Source organism: Rhizobium sp. Pop5 (genome assembly GCF_024721175.1).
In the GTDB taxonomy this organism is placed as follows: Bacteria; Pseudomonadota; Alphaproteobacteria; order Rhizobiales; family Rhizobiaceae; genus Rhizobium.
In genome coordinates this window covers 2,354,281-2,375,328 of sequence record NZ_CP099399.1, presented here as the reverse complement: position 1 = coordinate 2,375,328, position 21,048 = coordinate 2,354,281, and the positions used below count along the sequence as shown (strand labels likewise).

At 64.0% G+C, this 21,048-nt stretch carries 19 protein-coding genes and 1 riboswitch; of the genes, 10 read left to right on the top strand and 9 right to left on the bottom strand.

Annotated features, from left to right (window positions below; translation table 11 throughout):
• Positions 1-2: 2 nt before the first annotated feature.
• Positions 3-1,985 carry a CHASE2 domain-containing protein gene (locus NE852_RS14030; protein ID WP_258155714.1) on the bottom strand — a complete coding sequence of 661 codons (1,983 nt, stop codon included), beginning with the start codon at positions 1,983-1,985 and terminating at the stop codon, positions 3-5.
• A complete protein-coding gene (locus NE852_RS14025) occupies positions 1,985-5,755 on the bottom strand; it encodes a FecR domain-containing protein (protein ID WP_008533667.1) in 3,771 nt (1,256 codons plus the stop codon). Before NE852_RS14025 ends, NE852_RS14030 begins: the two co-directional genes overlap by 1 nt.
• A gap of 128 nt (positions 5,756-5,883) precedes the next feature.
• On the opposite strand from NE852_RS14025, the gene NE852_RS14020 reads away from it, so the two are divergent.
• A complete protein-coding gene (locus tag NE852_RS14020) occupies positions 5,884-6,423 on the top strand; it encodes a Pycsar system effector family protein (RefSeq protein ID WP_258155712.1) in 540 nt (179 codons plus the stop codon).
• Positions 6,424-6,500: 77 nt separating this feature from the next.
• Here NE852_RS14020 and NE852_RS14015 read toward each other — a convergent pair whose 3' ends face one another.
• Entirely contained in the window at positions 6,501-6,989 is a 489-nt protein-coding gene (locus NE852_RS14015) for a RidA family protein (RefSeq protein ID WP_008533674.1), read from the bottom strand.
• A complete protein-coding gene (locus tag NE852_RS14010; protein WP_008533675.1) occupies positions 6,983-7,708 on the bottom strand; it encodes an SDR family NAD(P)-dependent oxidoreductase in 726 nt (241 codons plus the stop codon). The genes NE852_RS14015 and NE852_RS14010 overlap by 7 nt, the downstream gene beginning before the upstream one ends.
• A gap of 189 nt (positions 7,709-7,897) precedes the next feature.
• Here NE852_RS14010 and NE852_RS14005 point away from each other — a divergent pair, with 189 nt between their 5' ends.
• Together NE852_RS14005 and NE852_RS14000 are read left to right on the top strand one after the other, a co-directional pair.
• Complete coding sequence (locus NE852_RS14005; RefSeq protein WP_008533676.1) at positions 7,898-8,800, top strand: LysR family transcriptional regulator; 903 nt, start codon at positions 7,898-7,900, stop codon at positions 8,798-8,800.
• Between the two features lie 170 nt (positions 8,801-8,970).
• A complete protein-coding gene (locus tag NE852_RS14000) occupies positions 8,971-9,747 on the top strand; it encodes a DUF1194 domain-containing protein (RefSeq protein WP_008533678.1) in 777 nt (258 codons plus the stop codon).
• Between the two features lie 338 nt (positions 9,748-10,085).
• Here NE852_RS14000 and NE852_RS13995 read toward each other — a convergent pair whose 3' ends face one another.
• Together NE852_RS13995 and NE852_RS13990 are read right to left on the bottom strand one after the other, a co-directional pair.
• Positions 10,086-10,775 carry a VOC family protein gene (locus NE852_RS13995; protein WP_008533679.1) on the bottom strand — a complete coding sequence of 230 codons (690 nt, stop codon included), beginning with the start codon at positions 10,773-10,775 and terminating at the stop codon, positions 10,086-10,088.
• Between the two features lie 147 nt (positions 10,776-10,922).
• Positions 10,923-11,357 carry a 6,7-dimethyl-8-ribityllumazine synthase gene (locus NE852_RS13990; RefSeq protein ID WP_258155711.1) on the bottom strand — a complete coding sequence of 145 codons (435 nt, stop codon included), beginning with the start codon at positions 11,355-11,357 and terminating at the stop codon, positions 10,923-10,925.
• Between the two features lie 80 nt (positions 11,358-11,437).
• A riboswitch (FMN riboswitch) is annotated at positions 11,438-11,580 on the bottom strand.
• A gap of 266 nt (positions 11,581-11,846) precedes the next feature.
• Here NE852_RS13990 and NE852_RS13985 point away from each other — a divergent pair.
• Both NE852_RS13985 and NE852_RS13980 read left to right on the top strand, forming a co-directional pair.
• The gene (locus NE852_RS13985) at positions 11,847-12,293 is read left to right on the top strand and encodes an SRPBCC domain-containing protein (protein WP_008533683.1); all 447 of its coding nucleotides are present in this window, start codon (positions 11,847-11,849) and stop codon (positions 12,291-12,293) included.
• Between the two features lie 185 nt (positions 12,294-12,478).
• Complete coding sequence (locus NE852_RS13980; protein WP_008533684.1) at positions 12,479-12,808, top strand: GCG_CRPN prefix-to-repeats domain-containing protein; 330 nt, start codon at positions 12,479-12,481, stop codon at positions 12,806-12,808.
• Positions 12,809-12,898: 90 nt separating this feature from the next.
• Here the strand turns inward: NE852_RS13980 and NE852_RS13975 are convergent, their stop codons facing one another.
• The gene (locus NE852_RS13975) at positions 12,899-13,123 is read right to left on the bottom strand and encodes a hypothetical protein (protein WP_008533685.1); all 225 of its coding nucleotides are present in this window, start codon (positions 13,121-13,123) and stop codon (positions 12,899-12,901) included.
• A 239-nt stretch (positions 13,124-13,362) separates the two neighbouring features.
• On the opposite strand from NE852_RS13975, the gene NE852_RS13970 reads away from it, so the two are divergent.
• The 3 genes from NE852_RS13970 (at position 13,363) to NE852_RS13960 (ending at position 16,535) form a co-directional block, all read left to right on the top strand.
• On the top strand, positions 13,363-14,454 hold the full coding sequence (locus tag NE852_RS13970) for an adenylate/guanylate cyclase domain-containing protein (protein ID WP_258155710.1): 1,092 nt from the start codon (positions 13,363-13,365) through the stop codon (positions 14,452-14,454).
• A gap of 204 nt (positions 14,455-14,658) precedes the next feature.
• The gene (locus NE852_RS13965; protein ID WP_008536678.1) at positions 14,659-15,300 is read left to right on the top strand and encodes a helix-turn-helix transcriptional regulator; all 642 of its coding nucleotides are present in this window, start codon (positions 14,659-14,661) and stop codon (positions 15,298-15,300) included.
• On the top strand, positions 15,297-16,535 hold the full coding sequence (locus NE852_RS13960) for an MFS transporter (protein ID WP_258155709.1): 1,239 nt from the start codon (positions 15,297-15,299) through the stop codon (positions 16,533-16,535). The genes NE852_RS13965 and NE852_RS13960 overlap by 4 nt, the downstream gene beginning before the upstream one ends.
• Before the next feature lie 10 nt (positions 16,536-16,545).
• Here the strand turns inward: NE852_RS13960 and NE852_RS13955 are convergent, their stop codons facing one another.
• On the bottom strand, positions 16,546-17,454 hold the full coding sequence (locus tag NE852_RS13955) for a LysR family transcriptional regulator (RefSeq protein WP_008533690.1): 909 nt from the start codon (positions 17,452-17,454) through the stop codon (positions 16,546-16,548).
• A gap of 390 nt (positions 17,455-17,844) precedes the next feature.
• On the bottom strand, positions 17,845-18,867 hold the full coding sequence (locus NE852_RS13950) for an LLM class flavin-dependent oxidoreductase (RefSeq protein WP_008533691.1): 1,023 nt from the start codon (positions 18,865-18,867) through the stop codon (positions 17,845-17,847).
• 784 nt (positions 18,868-19,651) lie between these two features.
• On the opposite strand from NE852_RS13950, the gene NE852_RS13945 reads away from it, so the two are divergent.
• Together NE852_RS13945 and NE852_RS13940 are read left to right on the top strand one after the other, a co-directional pair.
• Entirely contained in the window at positions 19,652-20,482 is an 831-nt protein-coding gene (locus NE852_RS13945) for a glycerophosphodiester phosphodiesterase family protein (RefSeq protein WP_037174666.1), read from the top strand.
• A gap of 127 nt (positions 20,483-20,609) precedes the next feature.
• Positions 20,610-20,891 carry a hypothetical protein gene (locus tag NE852_RS13940; protein ID WP_008533696.1) on the top strand — a complete coding sequence of 94 codons (282 nt, stop codon included), beginning with the start codon at positions 20,610-20,612 and terminating at the stop codon, positions 20,889-20,891.
• Positions 20,892-21,048 lie beyond the last annotated feature (157 nt).

The following is a 21,048-nucleotide window of genomic DNA, read 5'->3' as shown; positions in this document are numbered from 1 at the left end:
GATCACTCCCCACTATCGCCCACCAGCGCATCCCGCACGGCGGCGTAATAGGCGGAAAGCTCTGGAATATCGGCGGCCAGCCCGTCAAAGACCGGGTCGGATGGCGCCAGCGTCCCCGCATATTTCGCCTCGATAAACGCCTCATGCGCAGCCAGCGCTCCGGCGTCGGCCTTGTGCACGACGGTGAAGACGGGCGAGGGGACGGTGCGGCCTTTGACGATGATGCGGTCGAGTTCGACGACGATGTAGGTGTCGTTGACCAGCTTCGCGGTTTCCTCGCCGAGCAGGAGGGCCACGCCGTAATTCTTCGAGGCGCCTTCAAGGCGGGAGGCGAGGTTGACGCTGTCGCCGAGGCAGGAATAATCGAAGCGGCGGGTCGAGCCCATGTTGCCGACGATGCATTCGCCGGTGTTGATGCCGACGCCCATCTTCAAGACGTGCGGTTTGCCGCCGCGCGCGGCCGCTTCCCGCTCCAGCTGGCTGTTCAGCCGCGATATCGCCGCCTGCATGGCGAGCGAGGCGCGCACGGCGTGAAGCGCGTGGTCGGGATCGTCGAGCGGCGCATTCCAGAAGGCCATGATGCAGTCGCCCATATATTTGTCGATCGTGCCGCCGTGATCCATCACCACGTCGGAAAGCGGCGTCAGCAGCCGGTTGATCAGGCCGGTCAGTTGCTCCGGATCGTCCTTCATCGTTTCGGCGATCGTGGTGAAGCCGCGTACGTCCGAGAACAGCACCGAAAGCGTGCGCCGCTCGCCGCCGAGCTTCAGCTGCGACGGATCGTTCGACAGGCGGCGGACCAGATCGGGCGAGATATATTGGGCGAAGGCGCGGGTGATCTGGCGCTTATTGCGGCGCTCCTCGGCATAATCGAAGGCGGCCTGGCCGAAGGCGACCGAGATATAGGCGACAACAGGTCCGAGTGGCGAGACGAAAACATGGGTAAGCCGGATGCCGGCAAAGCTGACGGCCGCAAAAGCGAGGATGGCGGCCGCACTGGTGACGATGGTCAGCCATCCGGTCGAGCGCCAGACGGTGGCGGCGGCGAGCAGCACCGATATCAGGATGCAGGCGGCGACCGTGGGCAGGCGCGCTTCGGCGATCGACAGGCCACGGCGGATATTGTCGTAGATCGTCGCCTGGACCTCGACGCCGGAGACGAGTTTGCCGGTGTGAACCGTGTAGGGCGTCGCGAAGGCGTCGACGCCGCCCTTGTCGATTTCAGGCGCATTCTGCAGGCTAAGGCCGACCAGCACGACGCGATCCTTGAAATAGTCAGGCGGCAGCAGGCTCTTCGGGTCGAGCGCCTGGTAGTAGGAAACGGTGGGATAGCTGCGGGCCGGGCCGAAGGATTGGATCAGCTGGCCGGCCGGCAAGGATGCGTGTGCCGCTCCCGATGCCTTCGCCAGCATGGCGGCAAAGCCGTCCTCGTAGCCAGGAATGCGCCGGAAAATGGCATCGCCGCTGAGATCGATCGAGGCGATGCCGGTTACCGCGCCCGCTTCGGTCAGCTGCGGCAGCGGTGTGGCGCGGATCAGCTGCGAGGCCTGCGGCGTCTCGATGAGCGTTTCGTCACCCGCAAGCACGATATCGGGACCGACGGCTTTGGCGATCGCCGCGTCATTGCCGGGGTTCGAGGGCTCGGCCATGATGATGTCGAGGCCGATGACGCGAGCGCCGGCGGCGCGCAGTTGGGTGATGAGCTCGGCGTGCAGGCTGCGCGGCCAGGGCCATTGCGCGTTGATATCGGCAAGCGAAGGCTCGTCGATCGCCACGATGACAGGCCCGTCCGGCGGCGGGCGGGGATCGTCGACGGTCGAGAGATAGTCGAAGCTTTTGAGTTCCAGCAGCGACCAGGCGGGCAGGCGCGACAGGAACGAGATGGCGACCAGAACGCTGAGCGACAGCACCAGCAGCCTCAGACGGCGGCTGCCAGCCTGGTCGCTGTTCAGCCCGGCCTGCCCTGGGTTGTCCTCAGCGCGCATCAGAAGCGGACTTTGAGCGTGCCCTTGAAGGCGCGGCCCCAGCCGGGCACGCCGGGCGTGATCTCGAAGTCCTGGTCGAGCAGGTTATAGGCAGCGGCTTCGAGTTCGATGCGCTTGTCGAAGGGCTCCCAGACCAGGTGGGCGTCGAGGCTCCAGTAGTCGTCGAGCTTGGTGCCGAGATCGTCGCCATCGCGCTCGCCGATGTAATTGGCCGCGACCGTCGCCTTCACCTTCGCCTCGTTGACCCAGGTCAGCGCGATCTGGCCCGAGTTTTTCGGGATATAGGGGAGATTGCCGCCGAAATTCGGCTCCAGCGGATCCTTGTTCTCGGAATCCATATAGGCATAGGTGGCGGAAAGGCCGAAGCCATAGCCGAGGGCGACGTTGCCGGTCACGGCGGCGCGGTCGATGCTGCCGCGCGACAGCGGCAGGCTGTCGACCGCCGGCAGTGCGATAAGCGGCAGATCGATCGAGAAATCATGCAGTTCCTGATGCTGGTACTCGACCGAGGTGAAGAGGCGATCGGTCCATTCGGCATCCCATTCGAAGGCCGCCGTGTCGGCGTAACCTTCGGTTCCGACGGTAAACTGGTTCGGCTGAAGGCCGAGGATGCCGATCGGAGCAAGGGTAGGGACGCCTGTGTCGGTACTCTGGCGCATGAAGGCGGCACGCAGCCAATGATTCTGGACAGGCGACCAGGCAAGGCCGAAGCGCGGTTCGAACCGGCTGACATCGACGCCATCGCCTTCCATGCGCGTGCCGAACAGCGCATATTCGCCCTTCAGGTCGGGCGTGATCTCGTGCAGCACGTCGATATAGGCGCGGGCGATGTTGACGCGGCTGCTTGCTTCGAATGGGCCGAAGGTGGCTTCATCGACAAAGCCCGGTACGAGCACATCGAGATGCTGAAGAGACTTGCTGTTCGTGTCGCTCCAGCCGCCCTCGATGCCATATCGCCAAGTCAGCGCGTCATCGCCGATGCTGTGACTGATCGCGGCAATATAAGTCCTCGAGGTGGTTTCCTGGCTTCTTTCAGCATAGGGAAACAAATCCGGCGCGGGGGCGCCGGTAAAATCCGCTGCATCGAAGGTGAAATCGTAGTTCGTCTTCACCTTGGTGTCGGAATAGAGAAGTGCGGTATTGAGCACATTCCTGTATGCGAAAGTATGGCTCCAGCCTAATCCCGCATTGGTTCTTTCCACCTCGTCATATCTGTTGCGATAGAGCGGTAGGTCCATTGTCGGCAGAGGAAAGCCCAACAACGGTATGAAGAGCTCATCATTGAGGCGATCGGTCAAAGCGGTGCTGGTCGTCAGCGCGTTCAGCGGCCCGTAAGTCTTGCCATAATTGATGAAACTTACGACGCGATCGTCAGGGGTCAGCGTTGCGGTCAAATAGCCGTTGCCGCCGAGGATCTTGTTGTTGTTGGAGAAACCGCCGAAGTCGCGGTAGTCGCCGTCAAGGGCAATTTCCTCCCAGTTCAGGTTACCAAAGAAGCTGATCGGGATGGTTGAATTCGAATAGCCCTGGATTTCGGCCTCGCCGATGCGGCGTGTGTGGCCGTCGACGCTGTTGATGCCGCCGCCGAGCGAGCCTTCGATGAAGGGCACATCGAACAGCGATGCCGAGCGCGAACGGCCAGACAGCATGTGCGGCGAGAGCAGCAGGCCCTGGATGAAGGACGAGTAGCTCGACGCGTTGCCACGGTTCTGAATGACATTGTCATCGCTGAAGCTCGTCGCATTCACGAAAGGAAAGATGCTGCCTTTGATCGACTGGTCGATGTAACCGCTGCCTTCGAAGGGATCGAAAACCGCGTCGCCGTAGTAGCGGCCCCAGGCATCCAGACCCTGAAGGCGGAAGGCGTCGTTGAGCGTCGAGCCGGCGGTCGCATTGGCGCCGAGCGAGCTGTAATCGCCGCCGCGGGCGCGCGAGCGGCGCAGATATTCCTGTGCGTTGCGGATCGCGCCATCGGCATCGTAGTCGTCGATGTCGACAGCCGTGCGGAAGGCTGAGATCACCGGATCGTTGCTGTCCAGCCGGTCGGCATTGTCGAGCGCCTGCTCGGAGGGGATGCGGTCGCCCTTCTCATAATGGGCGGCGGCGAGCATCAGCTGTGATTGCGAATGGGCCGGGTTGGCGGTGCTGGCGGCGAGCAGATCTTCCAGCGCCTTGTCGCGCTCGCCGATCTGCAGGTAGTAGCGGCCGCGCGCAAGCAGGGCGATATCGAAGGAGGGGTCGAGTGCGATGGCCGTGTCGATCTCGCGCTTGGCATCCTTCATGCGCGCCTGATCGAGGTAGAGGATGGCGAGATTGGCATGCGCTACCGGATCTTGCGGATCGAGCGCGATCGCCTTGAGGAAGGCTTCTTCCGCCTCGCCGTTGGCGTCGCGCGAATTCTGCAGCAGGCCGAGTGAATTCAGAGTGCCGGATGCGCCGGGGGCAAGCTCGATAGCGCGGTTCAGATCGGCAAGCGCGCCGTTGATGTCGCTTTCATAGACCGCCTTGTAACCGGCGCGGGCGGAGAGCGCCATCGGATGATCCGGGTCGAGCGCCAGCGAGCGTTCGATCGCTTCCTTCATCTGCTCGCGGTCGTCGATGAGCTGGGCCAACTGGGCGCGGATCGCCGGCAGGGTCGCATCATCGGGATAGCGCTGTTCCGCCTTCTTGATGATGTCGAGCGCTGCGCGCGGGTTTTCCAGGAAGCCCGTCGTATAGGCCTGCATGATCGCGCCATAGGGGCCTGTCGCTGTGGCGGGCGGCTGTTCGGCATGAGTGGGATCGGCGAGCGACCGGGCGAAATAGCCCCCATATTGCGCCATGTTGCGGCGTGTCGGGTCGAGATGCGGCAGCGCCTTCTGGAAAAGCTTCGCAGCATCTCCATAGCGCTTTTCCGAACCGGCGATGGTGGCGTCGAGCAGGTCGACGCGGGCCTGCTGGGCCACCGTCAGCTTGCGGCCACGGATATTCTGCAATGTTGCGGCCGCTGTCTGGCGACCGTCGAAGGCGCTTTGCACTTCGGCGAGTTCCAGCCAGTCTTCGGTCGTGCGGCGAGCGGGCGGCAGGGCCAGGAGACGGCGGCGTTCGGTCGCCATGCGGTCTGCCCTGAGCGGCGAGGTCGGCATCAGGCCGAAGCCGTCGCGCAGGTCCAGATAGAAGAGCATCTGTTCGCGGTCGTCAGGATTGACGTCGATGAGCTTGTGCGGCGCCTGGCCGATGGTGGCAACGGCCCCTTCGCCCTGGTTCACCTCGACACTGCCCTGCGGGTTGCTGAGTGCCACGCGGCCTTCGAGCACGATCATCGAAGTTTGGGCGCCCTTGACGGTCATCGTCCAGTCGGTGCCGCGGATGGCGGCTGCGGCGGCCGGCGTTTCGACCGTCAGGCCCTGGCCGCCGCGTTCGGCGCGCGCCCAGATGGTGCCGGCCTGAAGCTCGAGCACCGTATCGCCGCTCGCGGCCATCTTCTTGACCTGCAGCGAGGAATTGCGGCCGAGCCGGACCTGAGTGTGGTCGGAAAAGACGATGGCGAGCTGGCCGTTGGCATTGGTGCGCAGCACGTCACCGGTCAAAAGATCCTGGTGCAGGTCGACGACGCGCCAGTCGGACACGTCGATGAAGCGGACCTCCTCGCCAGCCTTGCGGGCGATGACGGAGCCGGCAACCGGCGTTGCGCGCTGCACGGGATCGGCCATCGCCGACGACGCGAAACAAGGCAAAGCAAGCGCCAACGCCATGCCGGCGCGGCCGATGTTATTGGAATAACCCCGCATGATCTCACCCCTAACCCCACATCCCCTTTGTCCATGTAGAGTGAAAAAGTCAAGCGCTGTGCACACGTGTTCTTGATTTCGTTTCAAAGTGTACTATCAGGGAAACACTTCTGGGGTGGAGTATTCATGTGAGCGATTTCGAAAATGCAACTGATGTTATGCTGAGCGAGCCTTCGAGCGGCGATATCGGCGTCGAGTATTTCGACCACATCAAGAAAATCAACGACATATTCTACGATCAGATCAAGATATCCGATCAGAAGGCCGCCTATATCTTTACTTTTATGCTCGCCTTTTTGGTGAGCTCCAGCGAGGTGAGGGCGGTCTTCAGCCCCACGCGCTATCTCGCGGGCGCTCCGGGGAGCATGCTGTTTTCCGGCCTGCTTGCCGCAGCCTCGGTCTTTTCCATCCTCTCGGCGATCCTCGTCGTCCTGCCGCGGCGTATGGGCGCCTCGACCTCGCTCTTCTGGGGCGCCTGGCCCGATCATCGCGACCTGTTCTTCGACGCGGCGCTAAGGCGCGACGAGCGCTACCTTTTCGACCAGTATCTCGAAAACGCCAACATCCTCTCGACGATCGCCCGCAACAAATACCGCTGCGTCACCTTTGCGTTTCGCGGGTTGATGGTGAGCGTCATTGCGTATGTGATGCTGTTGATGGCGGGGTGAGCGGCAAGCCGCAGATCGGCCGAGCGCAAGCGAAGGCAAGAATGCGGGGCGCGCGCTGAGACGCGCGCCCCGCTCATTCAATCCTCGACCTCGATAACGAGTTCGATTTCGACCGGCATGCCGAGGGGCAGGCTGGCGACGCCGAGGACGACGCGGCCGGAGAGTTTTTCCTCGCCGAAAACCTCAAGCAGCATTTCCGATGCTCCGTCGGCGACCTTGGGGTGGCCGCGGAAATCGCCTTCGGTGGCGATATAGACGCCGAGCTTGACGACCTTCACGACCCTGTCCAGCGAACCGAGGTACTCTTTGGCCGCGGCAAGGGCGCTCAGCGTTGCCGTTTCGGCGGCCTTCCTGCCGTCTTCCGCTGTCAGCGTGCCGCCGACGCGGCCGATATAGCGGGGCTCATGGCCGACGACCGGCAGCATGCCGCTGAAGAAGATCAGATTGCCTGATCTGACCGCCTCGACATAGGCCCCGAAGGGTGTCGGCGGCGGGGGTAGCGTGATGCCGAGCTCCTGCAGCCGCCGTTCCGCGCCGGCTGCCTGCGCTTTTTGATGGTTTACCATCTGCCCAGATGTGCGCCGCCGTCGACGTGCAGCACCTCCCCGGTAACACGCGGAGCTTCCGTCAGGAAGAGGACCGCATCGGCGATTTCGTCGGCATTGGAAATGCCCGCCATCGGCGACAGCGTGCTCAGGAAATCCTTCGGATTGTCCTTGTGCAGCGGTGTGTCCACCACACCGGGAGCGACGATATTGAAGCGAATTTTCTCGTTCGCATATTCCATCGCCAAGTTCTTGGAGATGGCGTTGATGCCGCCCTTCGTCATCATCGACACCGAAGCCGGGAAGCCGGCGATCGGATGATCGGTCAATGGCGTGGTGATGCTGACGACGCTGCCGCCTGACTTCTGCGCGAGCATCTGCCTGACGACCAGCTGGGTCAGATGGATGAAGCCTTCGAGATTGGTCGAGGACAACGTCTCGAAGTCCGTCATCGTGAAATCGACAAACGGCTTGGCCAGGAAAATGCCGGCATTGTTGACGAGCGCGTCGATCGAGCCGAAGCGGTCGATCGCCGTTTTGGCAATCCGCGCCGCGGTTTCGGCATCACCGATGTCGCCGTCGACGAGGGCGAGCCGATCGGAGGCCTCGAAGGCATCCGAGGCGCTGACCTGGCGCGAGGTGGCGACGACATTGTAGCCGCGCGCGATGAAGGCGTTGACGAGGCCTGCGCCGATACCCTGGGAGGCGCCCGTAACGATGACAGTCTTTTGCGTAGTCATGTTGAACTCCATGATCTGGTTCGGGCAACTGCGAGCCTCTTGGGGCCGGTCGCTCGAGATGGGGCCGCCGCGATCGCGCCGCCATCGGCTTGTTGTTCGTTTTCGCAAGGTGAATATGGCGAAATCTTCATTCCCCGATTAGGTGGAAATATCTGGATTCTCTTTTGCATCAGTGCAAAAGTGACGGTCATGGCCGATTTGAACGACATCGCCGTTTTCGTGAAGGTGGCGCAATATGGCAGCTTCAGCCGTGCGGCCCATTCGCTGGGCATGCCTGTTTCCACCGTCAGCCGGAAGGTGACGTCGCTCGAAGAGCAGCTCGGCGTCACGCTCTTGCAGCGGACGACCCGCAAGCTCAGCCTCACCGCGCAGGGGCGGGCCTACTACGACAGGTGCAGCGAACCGCTCGCCCATCTGATCGACGCCGAGCAGGCGCTGACGGAAACACAGAGGAAGCCGGAAGGGCTCTTGAAGATCTCCGTGCCCGTCACCTTCGGGCAGGAGGTCTTCTATGAATTCATCTCGTCCTTCCTGAAGGCCTATCCCGATATCCAGGTCGATCTCTTCGTCACCAACCTGTTCCTCGATCTGGTCGCGGAGAATATCGATCTCGCCATCCGTTTCGGCGAACTCAAGGATTCCTCGATCGTCGCGCAGCGGCTCGGCAAGAGCGTTCGCTATCTGGTTGCGACATCAGGCTATCTCGAGGGCAGGGCGCTTCCGTCAAAGCCCGAGGATCTGAAGGAGCATCGATGCGTGCTGTTGAACGGCCGCAACGGCGAGGCGGACTGGCATCTGGTCAGCGGCCGCAAATCGATTGACGTGCGCGTGTCCGGGCCGGTATCGAGCCGCGATTTCGATGCGGTCAGCGCCTTTACCTATCGCGGCCACGGCATCGGGCTCCTACCTTCGACCTATTGCGACGAAGAGATCAAGCGAGGCGAGCTCATCCGCCTGCTGCCCGACTGGTCGTCGCCGGAAATCTTCGTGCACGCCGTCTACCCGACCCGCCGCTTCCTGCCCTTGCGCCTGCAGGTCTTCCTCGAAGCGCTAAAGGCATGGAAAAGCCCTTTGTGGCTGCCTTTGCGTTGAGGGTTGCGGGATCGGCGCGACAAGAGAGCCTCGCGCGGAGGGCGCGGCTCAAGGCAGCTCGCCCGGCCAATCCATCACCGAAAATTGAAGCCCAGCGCGTGGCGGCGCGTCCTGCCCCGATCAAGCTGTGGTAAAATTTGCCGGCTTGTGAATGGCGCGGGGATTTGCCGATGCTGACGACACTTGCGGTGCTGATGGGTCTTTCCGGCGTCGCCCCGATCGCGGAGATCGGGAGAAGCGAGGTCGATGTGGCGCTGGTGCTTGCCGTCGACACCTCGCGGTCGATGGATTTCGAGGAGATCGGCATCCAGCGCCAGGGTTATGTCGAGGCGCTCAAGCACAAGGAATTCATCGATGCGGTCAAGGGTGGACTCACCGGCCGCATCGCCATCAGCTATTTCGAATGGGCGGGCTATGTCGTCCAGGATTCGGTGATCGACTGGCAGGTGATCGAGACGGAAGCCGATGCGATCGCCTTTGCCGACAAACTCGAAGCCCGGCCGATCGCCACGCAGCGGCGCACCTCGATCTCCACCGCCATCGCCCAGGGCGCCAGCATGATCATCGCCAGTCCCTTTCAGGCCAGGCGGGAGGTGATCGACGTTTCCGGCGACGGCCCGAACAACTCGGGCAATCCGGTGATGCTGGCCCGTGACAGGGCGGTGGAAGCGGGCATGGTCATTAACGGCCTCGCCATCATGCTGCGGCCTTCCGATGCGCCCGAGGGTCTCGACAAATATTACGCCGATTGCGTCATCGGCGGCCCCGGCGCCTTTGTGCTGCCGGTCCACAAGATCGAGGATTTCGCCGTCGCCGTACGCCGCAAGCTGGTGCTCGAAATCAGCGGCCTTTGGCCGCCGGTGACGGTGCGTGAGATTGCGGGGGATGCGCCCGCGGCCGACTGTCTGTTTGGCGAGAAACAGTGGCGGGACTTTTTCGAGCGGTGAGGGGTGGTGGCTTGCCGGCGCGATTTGGGATGAGAGGACATGTCGTGTGGCACCCCCCTCTGTCCTGCCGGACATCTCCCCCACAAGGAGGGAGATCGGCTGGGCGTGACGGCTTCCCCAAACAGCCGAGCATTGTGATTGCCGCTGCCGTTCGACAGGGGGCGTGGTCAAGCCTCCTGTCGATCTCCACCCTTGTGGGGGAGATGGCCGGCAGGCCAGAGGGGGTGCCACACGGCATGCCGGTAAAGAAGAGACGCGCGGCATCCAATAGAGCTTCGCCCTGGGCGCCTGCGAGGGCCTCGAAGGGCGAAGCGGGGGCTTACGGCCTCTGCCGCCACCTACAACGGCAACTCCCGGCCCGCCCGTTCGCTGACCATGTATTCGGCGTACCAGTCCGGCCAGTTCTCGTCGTGTTTGCCGCCGTTTCGTTTCTCGTGTTCGCCGTGGGCGGTGGCGGCGCGGCGCAGCGCGGCGGCGAGGTCGCTTGATGTCGAGAAGGCCGTCTCGTCGGCGTCGATGCGGCCCGGCAGCCGCGTGGTGACCTCCTGGAACAGCCAGCCGTTGCCATCGGGATCCTTGAACGAGGCGAAGGAGCGGTAGCTGCGGTGGTCGGGATCGCGGCCGGCGATTCTGAGGCGTCCGAACAGATAGGGTTCATCCTTGCCGGCATAGACGCCTGCTGCGTCGTGGAAGACGTCGCTCACCTCGACGCCGCGGGCGATGAGATCGCGGCGGGCGGCCTCGATGTCCGAGACGACGAGGTAAAGGCCCTGGGCGGAGCCGGGGGCGGCGGCGGTGATATTTTTGCCGAAGATGATCGCGCAGCCGGAGCCGGGCGGGGTGAACTGGATCACCCGGAAATCGGCATCATTGGCGAAGTCGGCGTCAAGCCGCCAGCCGAGGCCGTCGTAAAAGCGTTTCGCGCGGTCGACGTCCGAAACGGGGATGACGACCACTTCGAGCTTGGTGTCGACCGGTCGTGTTCTCGTGGATAGGGTGGGGGTTTCACTGCGCATTGCATTGCTCATCTTCAGCTCCCTTGAGGTTTGGACGCATTAAGAATGGCGATACATGTCGGGGTCGAGTGGACCACAGCGCGGCGAGGGCGTCGAATCAATTCTTCTGTCGGTAGGGAGAAGACGGCGGGCCGATCCCGCCGCCTGTTGCGCGGGTCTCTACGCCGCAAGAGCGGCGCGCGTCTTGCCGATCATCAGAGCGGCGCGCGCGGCCTCGCGGCCCTTTTCGACGAAGTGAGCGCGGTAGATCTGTTGATGGTGCTCGGTTTCCTGATAGTGATGCGGCGTCAGCGAGACCGACAGCACCGGCACGCCGGTATCCATTCCGGCGCGCATCAGCCCGTCGACGACGGCCTGGGCCACGAAGTCATGGCGATAGATTCCGCCGTCGACGACGAAGGCGGCGGCGATGACGGCGCCATAACGCCCGCTCGCGGCAAGATCGCGCGACAAGAGCGGCATTTCGAAAGCGCCTGGAACATCGAACACGTCGATCTGCTCGGCGGGAATGAGCTGTTGAAAGCCTTCAAGCGCACGATCGACGATATCGGCGTGCCAGCCGGCTTTGATGAAGGCATAACGGGTGGGTGTCATGGTAATCTCCTTTGGCGTACAGACACGTCACCCAAGGCGATCACGAGCGTCCGCCGCCAGCCCGAAAGGGCAGCGGCAACGCACGTTCTCTTTCATCCGGACTATGACCGTCGGCTCAGGCATCTCACCTGATCTGCTGACCCTTCCGAGGAAGGCGCTCGCGGGCTCGCAATCGAAACTGCATACCGCCGGTAGGGACTTTCACCCCGCCCTGAGAACGGCGCGACAATAGGGTCAAGGCGGCGGGCTGGCAATAGGGGAAGATGGTTTCGGGATGGAGGCGGGGTTGCGACCCCAAGAGAGCCTCTCCTGAGGCGCCCCGCAGTGGCCTCGAAGGACGAGGCGGGTGCGCTATCGGCTGATGGATGTGTGCTCCAACGCCCTTGTTGAGCGCGCTCTTCCGCCTAAATGCTTCTGCTGAGGACATCCATGTCGAAAAAGCATCTCGTGCCGCGTCATAGGGCAGGACAGCAATCATGGGAGAATGTGATGCCAGACCCATTCATCGTGCGCCGCGAGGCGCATATAGCAGCACCCCCGGCTGCGGTGTTTGCACTGATGACCGATCCGGAGAAGATCCTGCGCTGGATGGGAACGGAGGCGCAGATCGAGCCTGAGCCGGGCGGGCTCTATCTCGTCAACGTGACAGGCGCCCGCTTCGCGCGCGGTTCGTTTCGCGAGGTGGTGCCGGTTCATCGCCTGGCCTACAGCTTCGGCTGGGACGGCAGCGAGGTGGTGCCGCCGGGCTCGAGCCTGGTCGAGATCGACCTGATCGAGCAGCCCGACGGGACGCTCCTGCGGCTCACCCATAGCGGCCTGCCGAGTGCGGAGCAATGCGCCGGCCATACGGAAGGCTGGGTGCATTATCTCGGGCGGCTGACCGAGGTCGCCGCCGGGCGCGATCCGGGTCCGGATGTCTTTAGCGGCAGGAAATGAACGGTTTTGCGCGGGCCTCGCCACGGCCCGCAACCGCCTGACATTGCGGAAAAAATGGCCGTCCGGCGCACTGCCCGGCCGTCCGCAAACGCGCCTTTTTCCCCGGCAAACATGAACGCGCAATTCATCCCCAGTTCAATTTGGCATCCCTAAGGTGGGTACGGCTGGATTGAATGGAGTTCGTTATGAAGGCACTTTCTATCGCGGCTGCCTTGCTCGCTGGCAGCCTCTCGATCGGCACAGCTGAGGCCATGCCGATGGGGTCAATCAACGTTCAGAGCAATATCGTCAAGGCCGACTACGCCTGCGGTCGCGGCTGGCACCTGACGCCGTGGGGCGAATGCCGCCGCAACTGGCAACGCCCGCCGATGGCTTTTTATGGCGGTCCGCCGCGCTGGGGCTGGGATGGTCCGCGCTGGCGCCACGAACGCCGCTGGGATCGGGATCGTCGCTGGAATGACGACCGTCGCTGGTATGGCGATCGCCGCTGGGATCGCGATCGTAACTGGGATTGATACCCCGCCCAGAACCAAAACCCCGGAACCAAAACGATGGAGGCCGGCGCGATCTTCGCCCGGCCTCTTTTCATGCGCGGACGCTTGGGCTCAGATCGGAGTGACGAGCCAATGCTTGCCGTCGATCAGCTCTTCGAGCTCGACCGGATCCTTGACGCCGAACTCGAACCATTCGACGAGTTCCTTCGCTTTCCGCTTGCTCTCTTCGGCGGTGAATTCGATCCCGTAGCGCGTGCACCATCGCCGAAGGATCGACGTCAGCAGCGTTATGTCGTTTCCGTCAAGCGGATCTTTCGGCCAGTACGTCGTGCCCATCGCAACCCCTCAATCATACGATGACGAACGGCGCATAATGGAATCAAATCCGCGCAAGTTTAAAGTGTTTTTTTCTTTGTTTTCCACCGCGCTGAATGGTTTTCCACAGGGTTGTTTGGCGGTGGGGTTGACAGGGGTTGCGGGGGATGGCCGCGGGCGCAAGAGCCAAGAGGAAGCGCTGCGTCCGCTTGCGGACGCACCGGGGTTGCCGAGGCTCGGACCGAGTGCAATGCTAGGGCATGGATCTGCCTTCCTCTCTTGCCTGGTTGATTGACGAGGCCGCCGCTTCGCCCGGTCCCGAACGGTTTCTCGCCGAACTCGGGCGTCGGCTGCTGGCCGATGGCTTGCCGCTCGCCGGCGGCGCGCTGACGCTTTCGGTGCCGCATCCGATCATTGCGCGGCGCACATGGCTGTGGCGGGCGGAGAGCGGGACCGTCATCGAGGCGCTGGCCTTCGCCGCGGCACCGCCCGTCGGGGCCGGGCGTGAGTGGCTGGCCGGGCTCGGGCCGGTCTGGGAAGAAAGGATCGGGCCTTCTCCGGACGACCCCATCCTCGGCTGGGCAGGCCTTGCCGACGGGGCAGGGGCTTTTGCTCCTGGTGATGCGGCCCGGCTGCGCGAGGTCGCGCGTTTTGCCGCAGCACCGCTTGCTGCCCTTGCGGCGCGCGAGGCGCGGGCGGCCCTGCTCGAAGCCTATCTCGGCCGGCGCAGCGCTGCCCGGGTGCAGGCCGGCGCGCTTGCGCGCGGCACAGGCGAAATCATCCGCGCCGCCCTTCTCTGCGCTGATCTCAGAGATTTCACCGCCCTTTCCGAAGTGACCGAGCCGTATGCGATGATTGCAGCGCTCGACGCCTATTTCGACCGTGTCGCCGGCGCCGTGCATGCCTTCGGGGGCGAGGTGCTAAAATTCATGGGCGACGGCGTGCTCGCGATCTTTCCCGTCGCGGGCGCCTCCGGCGAAGAGGCCGGGGGCGATCGCAATGCTTGCGAGGCGGCGCTGAGGGCGGTCGCCGCCTGCCGCGCCGGCATGGCCCATCTCGACCAGCTGCGCCGGGCGCAGGGGCTGGCGCCGCTGCCCTTCGGCGCCGCACTGCATTTCGGCGAGATCCTCTGGGGCAATATCGGCGCGGCCGACCGGCTTGACTTCACCGCCATCGGTCCGGCTGTCAATCTCGTCAGTCGCCTGGAAGGGCTTTGCAAGCCGCTTGGCCGCAGCGTGCTGATCTCGGGCGCGGTGGCGGCGAACACTGGATCAGCCCTCACGCCGCTTGGCGAGCACGCCTTGCGCGGCATCGCCGAATCCTGCGCCGTCTTCGCCTTGCCGGAAGATTAGCGTGACGCCCCAGGTGCGGGGCGCGGCGATCAGCCTGGTGTCGCCTATCCCTGCGTTGCAGGCTTTCAGTCCGGGCTATGAGGCGAGGGGGCGGAGCTTCTCTCATCGGCGGGCGACCTCGCGTCGCGCTCGCATCTCCTGATGTATGTATAATTTGCAAAGAAATGTTTGCAAAGTTTTCTTTGCAAACTATACTCTCGGCTCATGAAAAAGCCGCGCCCACAGCCCGCCACAGATGCCCGTACCCTCAGCCGGGTCGTTCCCGATCCGGCCGCGCTGAAGGCGCTGGCGCATCCGGTGCGGCTGCGCATGCTCGGCATGCTCCGGGTGGATGGCCCGGCTACGGCGACGCAGCTGGCCGTGCGCCTCGGCTTGAACAGCGGAGCCACGAGCTATCATCTGCGCCAGCTTGCCCAATATGGTTTCATCGAGGAGGCGCCGCATGTCTCGCGGCGCGACCGCTGGTGGCGCGCAAGCCACGAACTGACGTCAGTGCCGGCGAGCGAGATCGAGGGGGAGGCGCTCGATCTCGACATCGCCTTCAACCAGGCGGTACTCTCCCTGCAGGTCGGCCAGATGCAGCAGGCGGCGGAGGAATATGCCGAACTGCCGGCCGAATGGCGCAAGGCGAGCACGGCGAACGACATCATCATCCCGATGACGGCAGAACAGGCCGAGGCCCTGACCCGGCGGCTGACCGACATCATCCTGGAAGCGATGCGGGCAGCGCCGCAGCTCGGCGAGGCGGCGTCTCGGAAGCCCGGCATGGTTCCCTTCTCGGTCATGCTGCACGCCTTTCCCTATCCGGGCCGCCTGCCGCATCGCGAGGGGGAGGAGGAGCCGTGAGGCGGGGCGGGCCGTTCCTGGCACTTGCCGCCGCCGAGACGCTGTCGCTTTCCGGCACGCGGCTTTCGACCATCGCCATTCCCTGGCTGGTGCTGAGCGCGACCGCCAGTCCTGTGCTGACGGGGCTGACGGCGATGATGGAAATGCTGCCCTATGTGATCGCCAAGGCGCTCGGCGGGCCGCTGATCGACCAGGTCGGCGCCAAGCGCATCGCCATAACCTGCGACCTGGCCTCCGTCGCTGTCGTGGGGCTGGTGCCGCTTCTCGATCTCTTCGGTCTGTTGAGCGTGCCGATGCTGCTGCCTGTCGTCTTTGCCATGGGCGTGCTGCGCGGCCCATCCGATGCCGCCAAGCAGGCGATGGTTCCCGATATCGCAGCACTCGCCGACGTGCCGCTCGAGCGGGTGACCGGCGTCGCCGGCGCAATCGAGCGGCTGGCCTCGACGGCGGGTGCGGCGGGCGCCGGCGCGTTGATCGGGTTGATCGGCCCGGGCCAGGCGCTCCTCGTCAATGCCGCCACCTTTGCCGCCGCCGCCCTGATCGTTGCGGCCGGCATCCCCGGCATCAGGCGCACCGCCGAGCGAGCCGCCACATCAGGCGGACGTCCGGGCATGGTGTCTTCCTATCTCGACGATCTCCGGGAAGGCTGGCGCTTTCTGCGCGGCGATGCGGTGCTCGTCAGCATCGTCGCCATGGTGGCTATCACCAATCTCATGGACCAGGCCTATGGGGCGGTGCTGCTGCCGGTCTGGACGCGGGAGACCGGCCACGGCCCGGAGCTGCTCGGCGCCATGCTGGCCGCCTTCACCGGCGCCTCGATCGCAGGGGCTGCGATTGCGGCTGTCATCGGCGAGCGCATGCCGCGCCTGATGGTCTATACGGTGGCCTTCCTGCTGACCGGATTTCCGCGCTTTCTGGTGCTTGCACTCGATGCGCCGCTCGGCTCCGTCTTTGCGACGCTCGCCGTCGCAGGATTTGCCTCGGGTTTCCTCAACCCCATCCTGTCGGCGGTGATTTTCGAGCGCATCCCGAAGCCGCTGACCGGCCGCGTCACGGCGATGAACGCCGCCCTCTGCTTCGCCCTCATTCCCTTCGGCGGCCTCGTCGGCGGCGCTTTGATCAGCGGCATCGGCCTTGCCGCAGCGCTGTTCGTGACCGGGCTTGCCTATCTCTGCGCAACACTTGCGCCGCTGGCGCTAAAGAGTTTCCGCGGCTTCGAAAAGGCGCTCGCCTGAAGGCCGAGCCTCACGCTTTATGCCCCAGTTCTTCGACGATCAGATCGATAAAGCCGCGCACGCGCGGTTCGATAAGGCGTTTGTCGGGATAGAGGATCACGATCTTTGCCTCGTCGGTCTCAGGGTCCGGCAGGACCTGACGCAGGCGGCCGGCGGCGAGATCGGCGGCAATGAAGAAGTCGGGCAGGAGAGCGATGCCCAATCCCGCCAGCGCCGCATCGCGGATGGCCTCGCCGCTGTCGAGCCGCAGGCGGCTTACCCCCGGCGCCTTGATCCAGGTCCCGCCTTTGCCGCGAAAGCGCCAGCCCTGCCGTTGATTGCGGCACATAAAAAACAGGCAGTCGTGGTCGGCGAGATCATCGATATCGCGCGGCTCGCCGCGCTCGGCGAGGTAGGAAGGCGAGGCGCAAAGCCGCGTCTTGTAGGCGGCGATGACGCGCGAGGCCAACCCTTCATCCGACGCAGATGCGTTCGTGCCGATCCGGATCTCCAGATCAAAGCCTTCCTCGACGATATCGGCCAGGCGATCGGTGAAGCTCACCTCGGCCTGGAGATCGGGCCAGGCGCGAAGATATTTTTCGAGCAGCGGCAACACCACGAGCCGCCCGAAGGCGCGGGGGACGGTGAGCCGGAGGACGCCGCGCGGCGTGCCGCTGCGCCCCGCAACACTTGCTTCGGCCTCGTCGACCGAGGCGAGGATATGCAGCCCGCGCTCATAAAACAGGCGTCCTTCGTCGGTCAGGCTCAGCGTCCTCGTCGTGCGGTTGAGCAGGCGCGCGCCCAGCCGGTCTTCCAGGCGGATGACCGCCTTTCCCGCCGCCGAACGCGACAACCCCATGGCCTGCCCACCGGCAATAAAGCTTCCGGCATCGACGACGGCCATGAAGATCAGGATATCGTTCAGGTTGGTGCGCGGCATGAGGCAACTCGAGCGGTTCTACGGCCATAACTCGGTCAGCCATGCAATGGTTCAAGGTTTGGGCTGTGGACGCGCGTCGAGGCGATCAGGGAGGGGACGCCGAATGTTGGCGGCATGCCGTGCGGCACCCCCTCTGGCCTGCCGGCCATCTCCCCCACAGGTGGGGAGATTGGCTGGGCGTACTGGCTTCCCCAAACAATTAGGCGTCGTGGTTGTCGCTGCCGTTAGAGAGCGAGCGATGGTCAAGCCTCTTGCCGATCTCCACCCTTGTGGGGGAGATGGCCGGCAGGCCAGAGGGGGGTGCCACACGGCACGTCCGCTCTTGGTCGCCCTGACAAGACGATGCCCACGCCCAAAGCCCGCTCGTCAATCAAGCCGTCAACGCAACCCTCAACGCCAGCCGAGCGCCGGCGCGACGTGGGTCAGGATGGCTTCGATGACATGGGCGTTATACTCAACGCCGAGCTGGTTGGGCACGGTGAGCAGCAGCGTGTCGGCCTCGGCGATCGCCTCGTCCTCGGCGAGCTGCTTGATCAGCACGTCGGGTTCGGCGGCGTAGCTGCGGCCGAAGATCGCGCGGGTCTTTTCGTCGATGAATCCGATCTTGTCGCCTTCTTCGCCGCCATAGCCGAAATAGGCGCGGTCGCGCTCATCGACCAGCGCGAAGATGCTGCGGCTGACCGAGACACGCGGCTGGCGCGTATGGCCGGCCGCCTTCCAGGCCTCGCGATAGGCGCGGATCTGGGCGGCCTGCTGGACGTGGAAGGGCTCGCCCGTCTCGTCGTCCTTCAGCGTCGAGCTCTGCAGGTTCATGCCGAGCTTGGCGGCCCAGACGGCGGTGGCGTTGGAGCTTGCGCCCCACCAGATGCGCTCGCGCAGGCCTTCCGAATGCGGCTCGAGACGCAGCAGGCCCGGCGGGTTCGGAAACATCGGCCGTGGGTTCGGCTTGGCGAAGCCTTCGCCGCGCAGCACTTCGAGGAAGACTTCGGCGTGGCGCCTCGCCATGTCGGCATCGCTCTCGCCTTCCGGCGGGCCATAGCCGAAATGGCGCCAGCCGTCGATCACCTGCTCGGGCGAGCCGCGGCTGATGCCAAGCTGCAGCCGCCCTCCGGCGATGAGGTCGGCCGCACCCGCATCCTCGGCCATGTAGAGCGGGTTCTCGTAACGCATGTCGATGACCGCGGTGCCGATCTCGATCCGGCTGGTCCTGGCGCCGACGGCTGACAGCAGCGGGAAGGGTGCTGCGAGCTGGCGGGCGAAATGGTGGACGCGGAAATAGGCGCCATCGGCACCGAGCTCCTCGGCCGCCACCGCAAGGTCGATCGACTGCAGCAGCGCATCACCCGCCGAGCGCGTCTGCGACTGGGGCGAGGGCGTCCAATGCCCGAACGAGAGAAAACCGATCTTCTTCATGCTGATGCCGCACCTTGGTCTGTTGCGCTTGTGGTCAACGGGTCATGGCACAGTTTGGGCGCGGATGACAATCGGAACCGGCGGGCGCTGGCTTGCGGCGGTTGCGTCTTCCTTCGTGCGTTCGCGCACTTGATACCCCCTAACCACTTGCCGATCTCCCCCACAAAGAGCGAGATCGGCAAGTGGCTAGACCTTCCGGTCTCTCTACCGTGTCGTCGAGCTGCAAGGCCAATTGTTTGGGGAAACCGTTGCGTCCGGCCGATCTCCCCACCTGTGGGGGAGATGCCCGGCAGGGCAGAGGGGGGTACCACACGGCACGCCTTTTATAGAATCAGCCGCGATCGCTCGGCCCGAGCTCTCCTCAAGCGAAAAGAGAGGCAATCCCCTTAAGCAATTGAGCGCGAGTCGGTTTCCGCTCGCGCCGATCACATACCCAATCTCAACAGCAAGCCGCCGCTTTCGGCGTTTCCGTTCCTGCAGCCCGGCAGCGGCACTATGTCGCCACGAGCGTGTTACGCCAGTCACCAAATTTCTACACGTTGTGTGTAATGACTTTTTCATTACCTGCCGGCGACGGACCTAGCCAGCTCTCACATTCCCGGCCTCCCGCCTGTATCTCCTCGATCGGGCGGGCGGCGGACCAGGCGCTCATGGATCCGGATATCAGCTCTGTCGGCCTAACTCAGAATCCGTGAGTTTAATCAAATGGTTGTAGCGCTATGTGGCTCGAAAGCCGCTCAACGCTTTCGGCATCATGCTCCGGCGCAAATTGAAGGAACTTCCCATGAAATATATCGATCATATTGCCGATCCGTCGCGTCCTTGCGCCATCGTCGCCCATCGCGGCGCCTGGCATGAGGCTCCCGAGAACAGCCTTGCGGCGATCGAAAAGGCGATTGCCGCCGGCTACGACATCGTCGAAGTGGATATCCGCCGCAGCGCCGACGGTGTGCTGTTCATCCTGCATGACGATACGCTGGAGCGCATGGCGGGCCTCGACCTCATTCCCGAGGAAATGACGATCGCCGAAATCACCAGCCTGAGGCTGCGCATGGCCGATGGCGGTCCGAACCAGCCGTTTACGACCGAGACCGTTCCGACGCTGGAACAGCTGCTCGAAACCGCGCGCGGCCGTATCTTCGTCGATCTTGATATCAAGCACCTGGAGATGATGGAGATCGTCGCGGCCAAGATCAAGGAAATGGGCATGGTCGACCAGGTCGACCTCAAGGCGCCCGCCGGCACGCCGGAGGCGCTCGCCTGGCTTGCCGGGCAGCGCGGGATCGACGGCATCCCCTTCATCGGGCTGGCCACCTTCCATGAGGAAAGCGCCGATCAGACAGCCGAGGCGATCCTCTCGATCCGGCCTTTCATGTGCGAAGCCAAGTTCGATCGGCTGGAGACGCTGGCCGGGCTGCATCAGCGCCTTCGCGAGGCCGGGATCTCGCTCTGGGTCAATACGCTCGATCAGGTCTCCTCCGGCGGCCTGACCGACTGCGCGGCCCTTGCCGATCCCGATGCAGTCTGGGGCCGGATGATGGCGGCTGGCGTCAGCGTCATCCAGACCGACCAGCCGGCCGCGCTCAAGGCCTATATCGAGGCGCGGCTGAGGTGAGGGGATTTCCAATGGGGACGCCGCCAGCCGCGTATGTCAGGTGCAAACGGAACTTGCGCCCAACGCCAAAATACCGATGCTTCCCCGGAGGCATTTCAGGTCGCAGCAGATATCAGGAGATTGAGCTTTGGGAGTCGAGATAGTCCGCGTTCCCGTTGATTGGCATCACCCGGAAGAGGAGGGTGAACTCGTGGTCGGGGGACACCATGAGCCGCTTTACTACATGGACAGCGCTTCCAAGACCGCCTTCCAGCTTTATGAAAATGTCAGCGAAGGCTCCCCTGTGAGCCCGGTCTTCCCCACCAGCGAAAAGCTCGTGGAATGGCTGAAGCAGAAGGGCTGGACTACGGAATCCGTCGAGTTCCTGCTTTCGAACGGACATGCGCCCACCGCGATTGCGTGCCTGTGAATGGCGCCGCTACACTGAGAACGCCGCCGCGTCGGCGACTGGCTTTGCGCGGCCGGCACCAGTTTTGGTAGGCGGTAGCACGGCTGCATAGTACGCAGTTCTGGATTCTTGTACGGTGCGTGTGGCACCCCCCTCTGCCCTGCCGGGCATCTCCCCC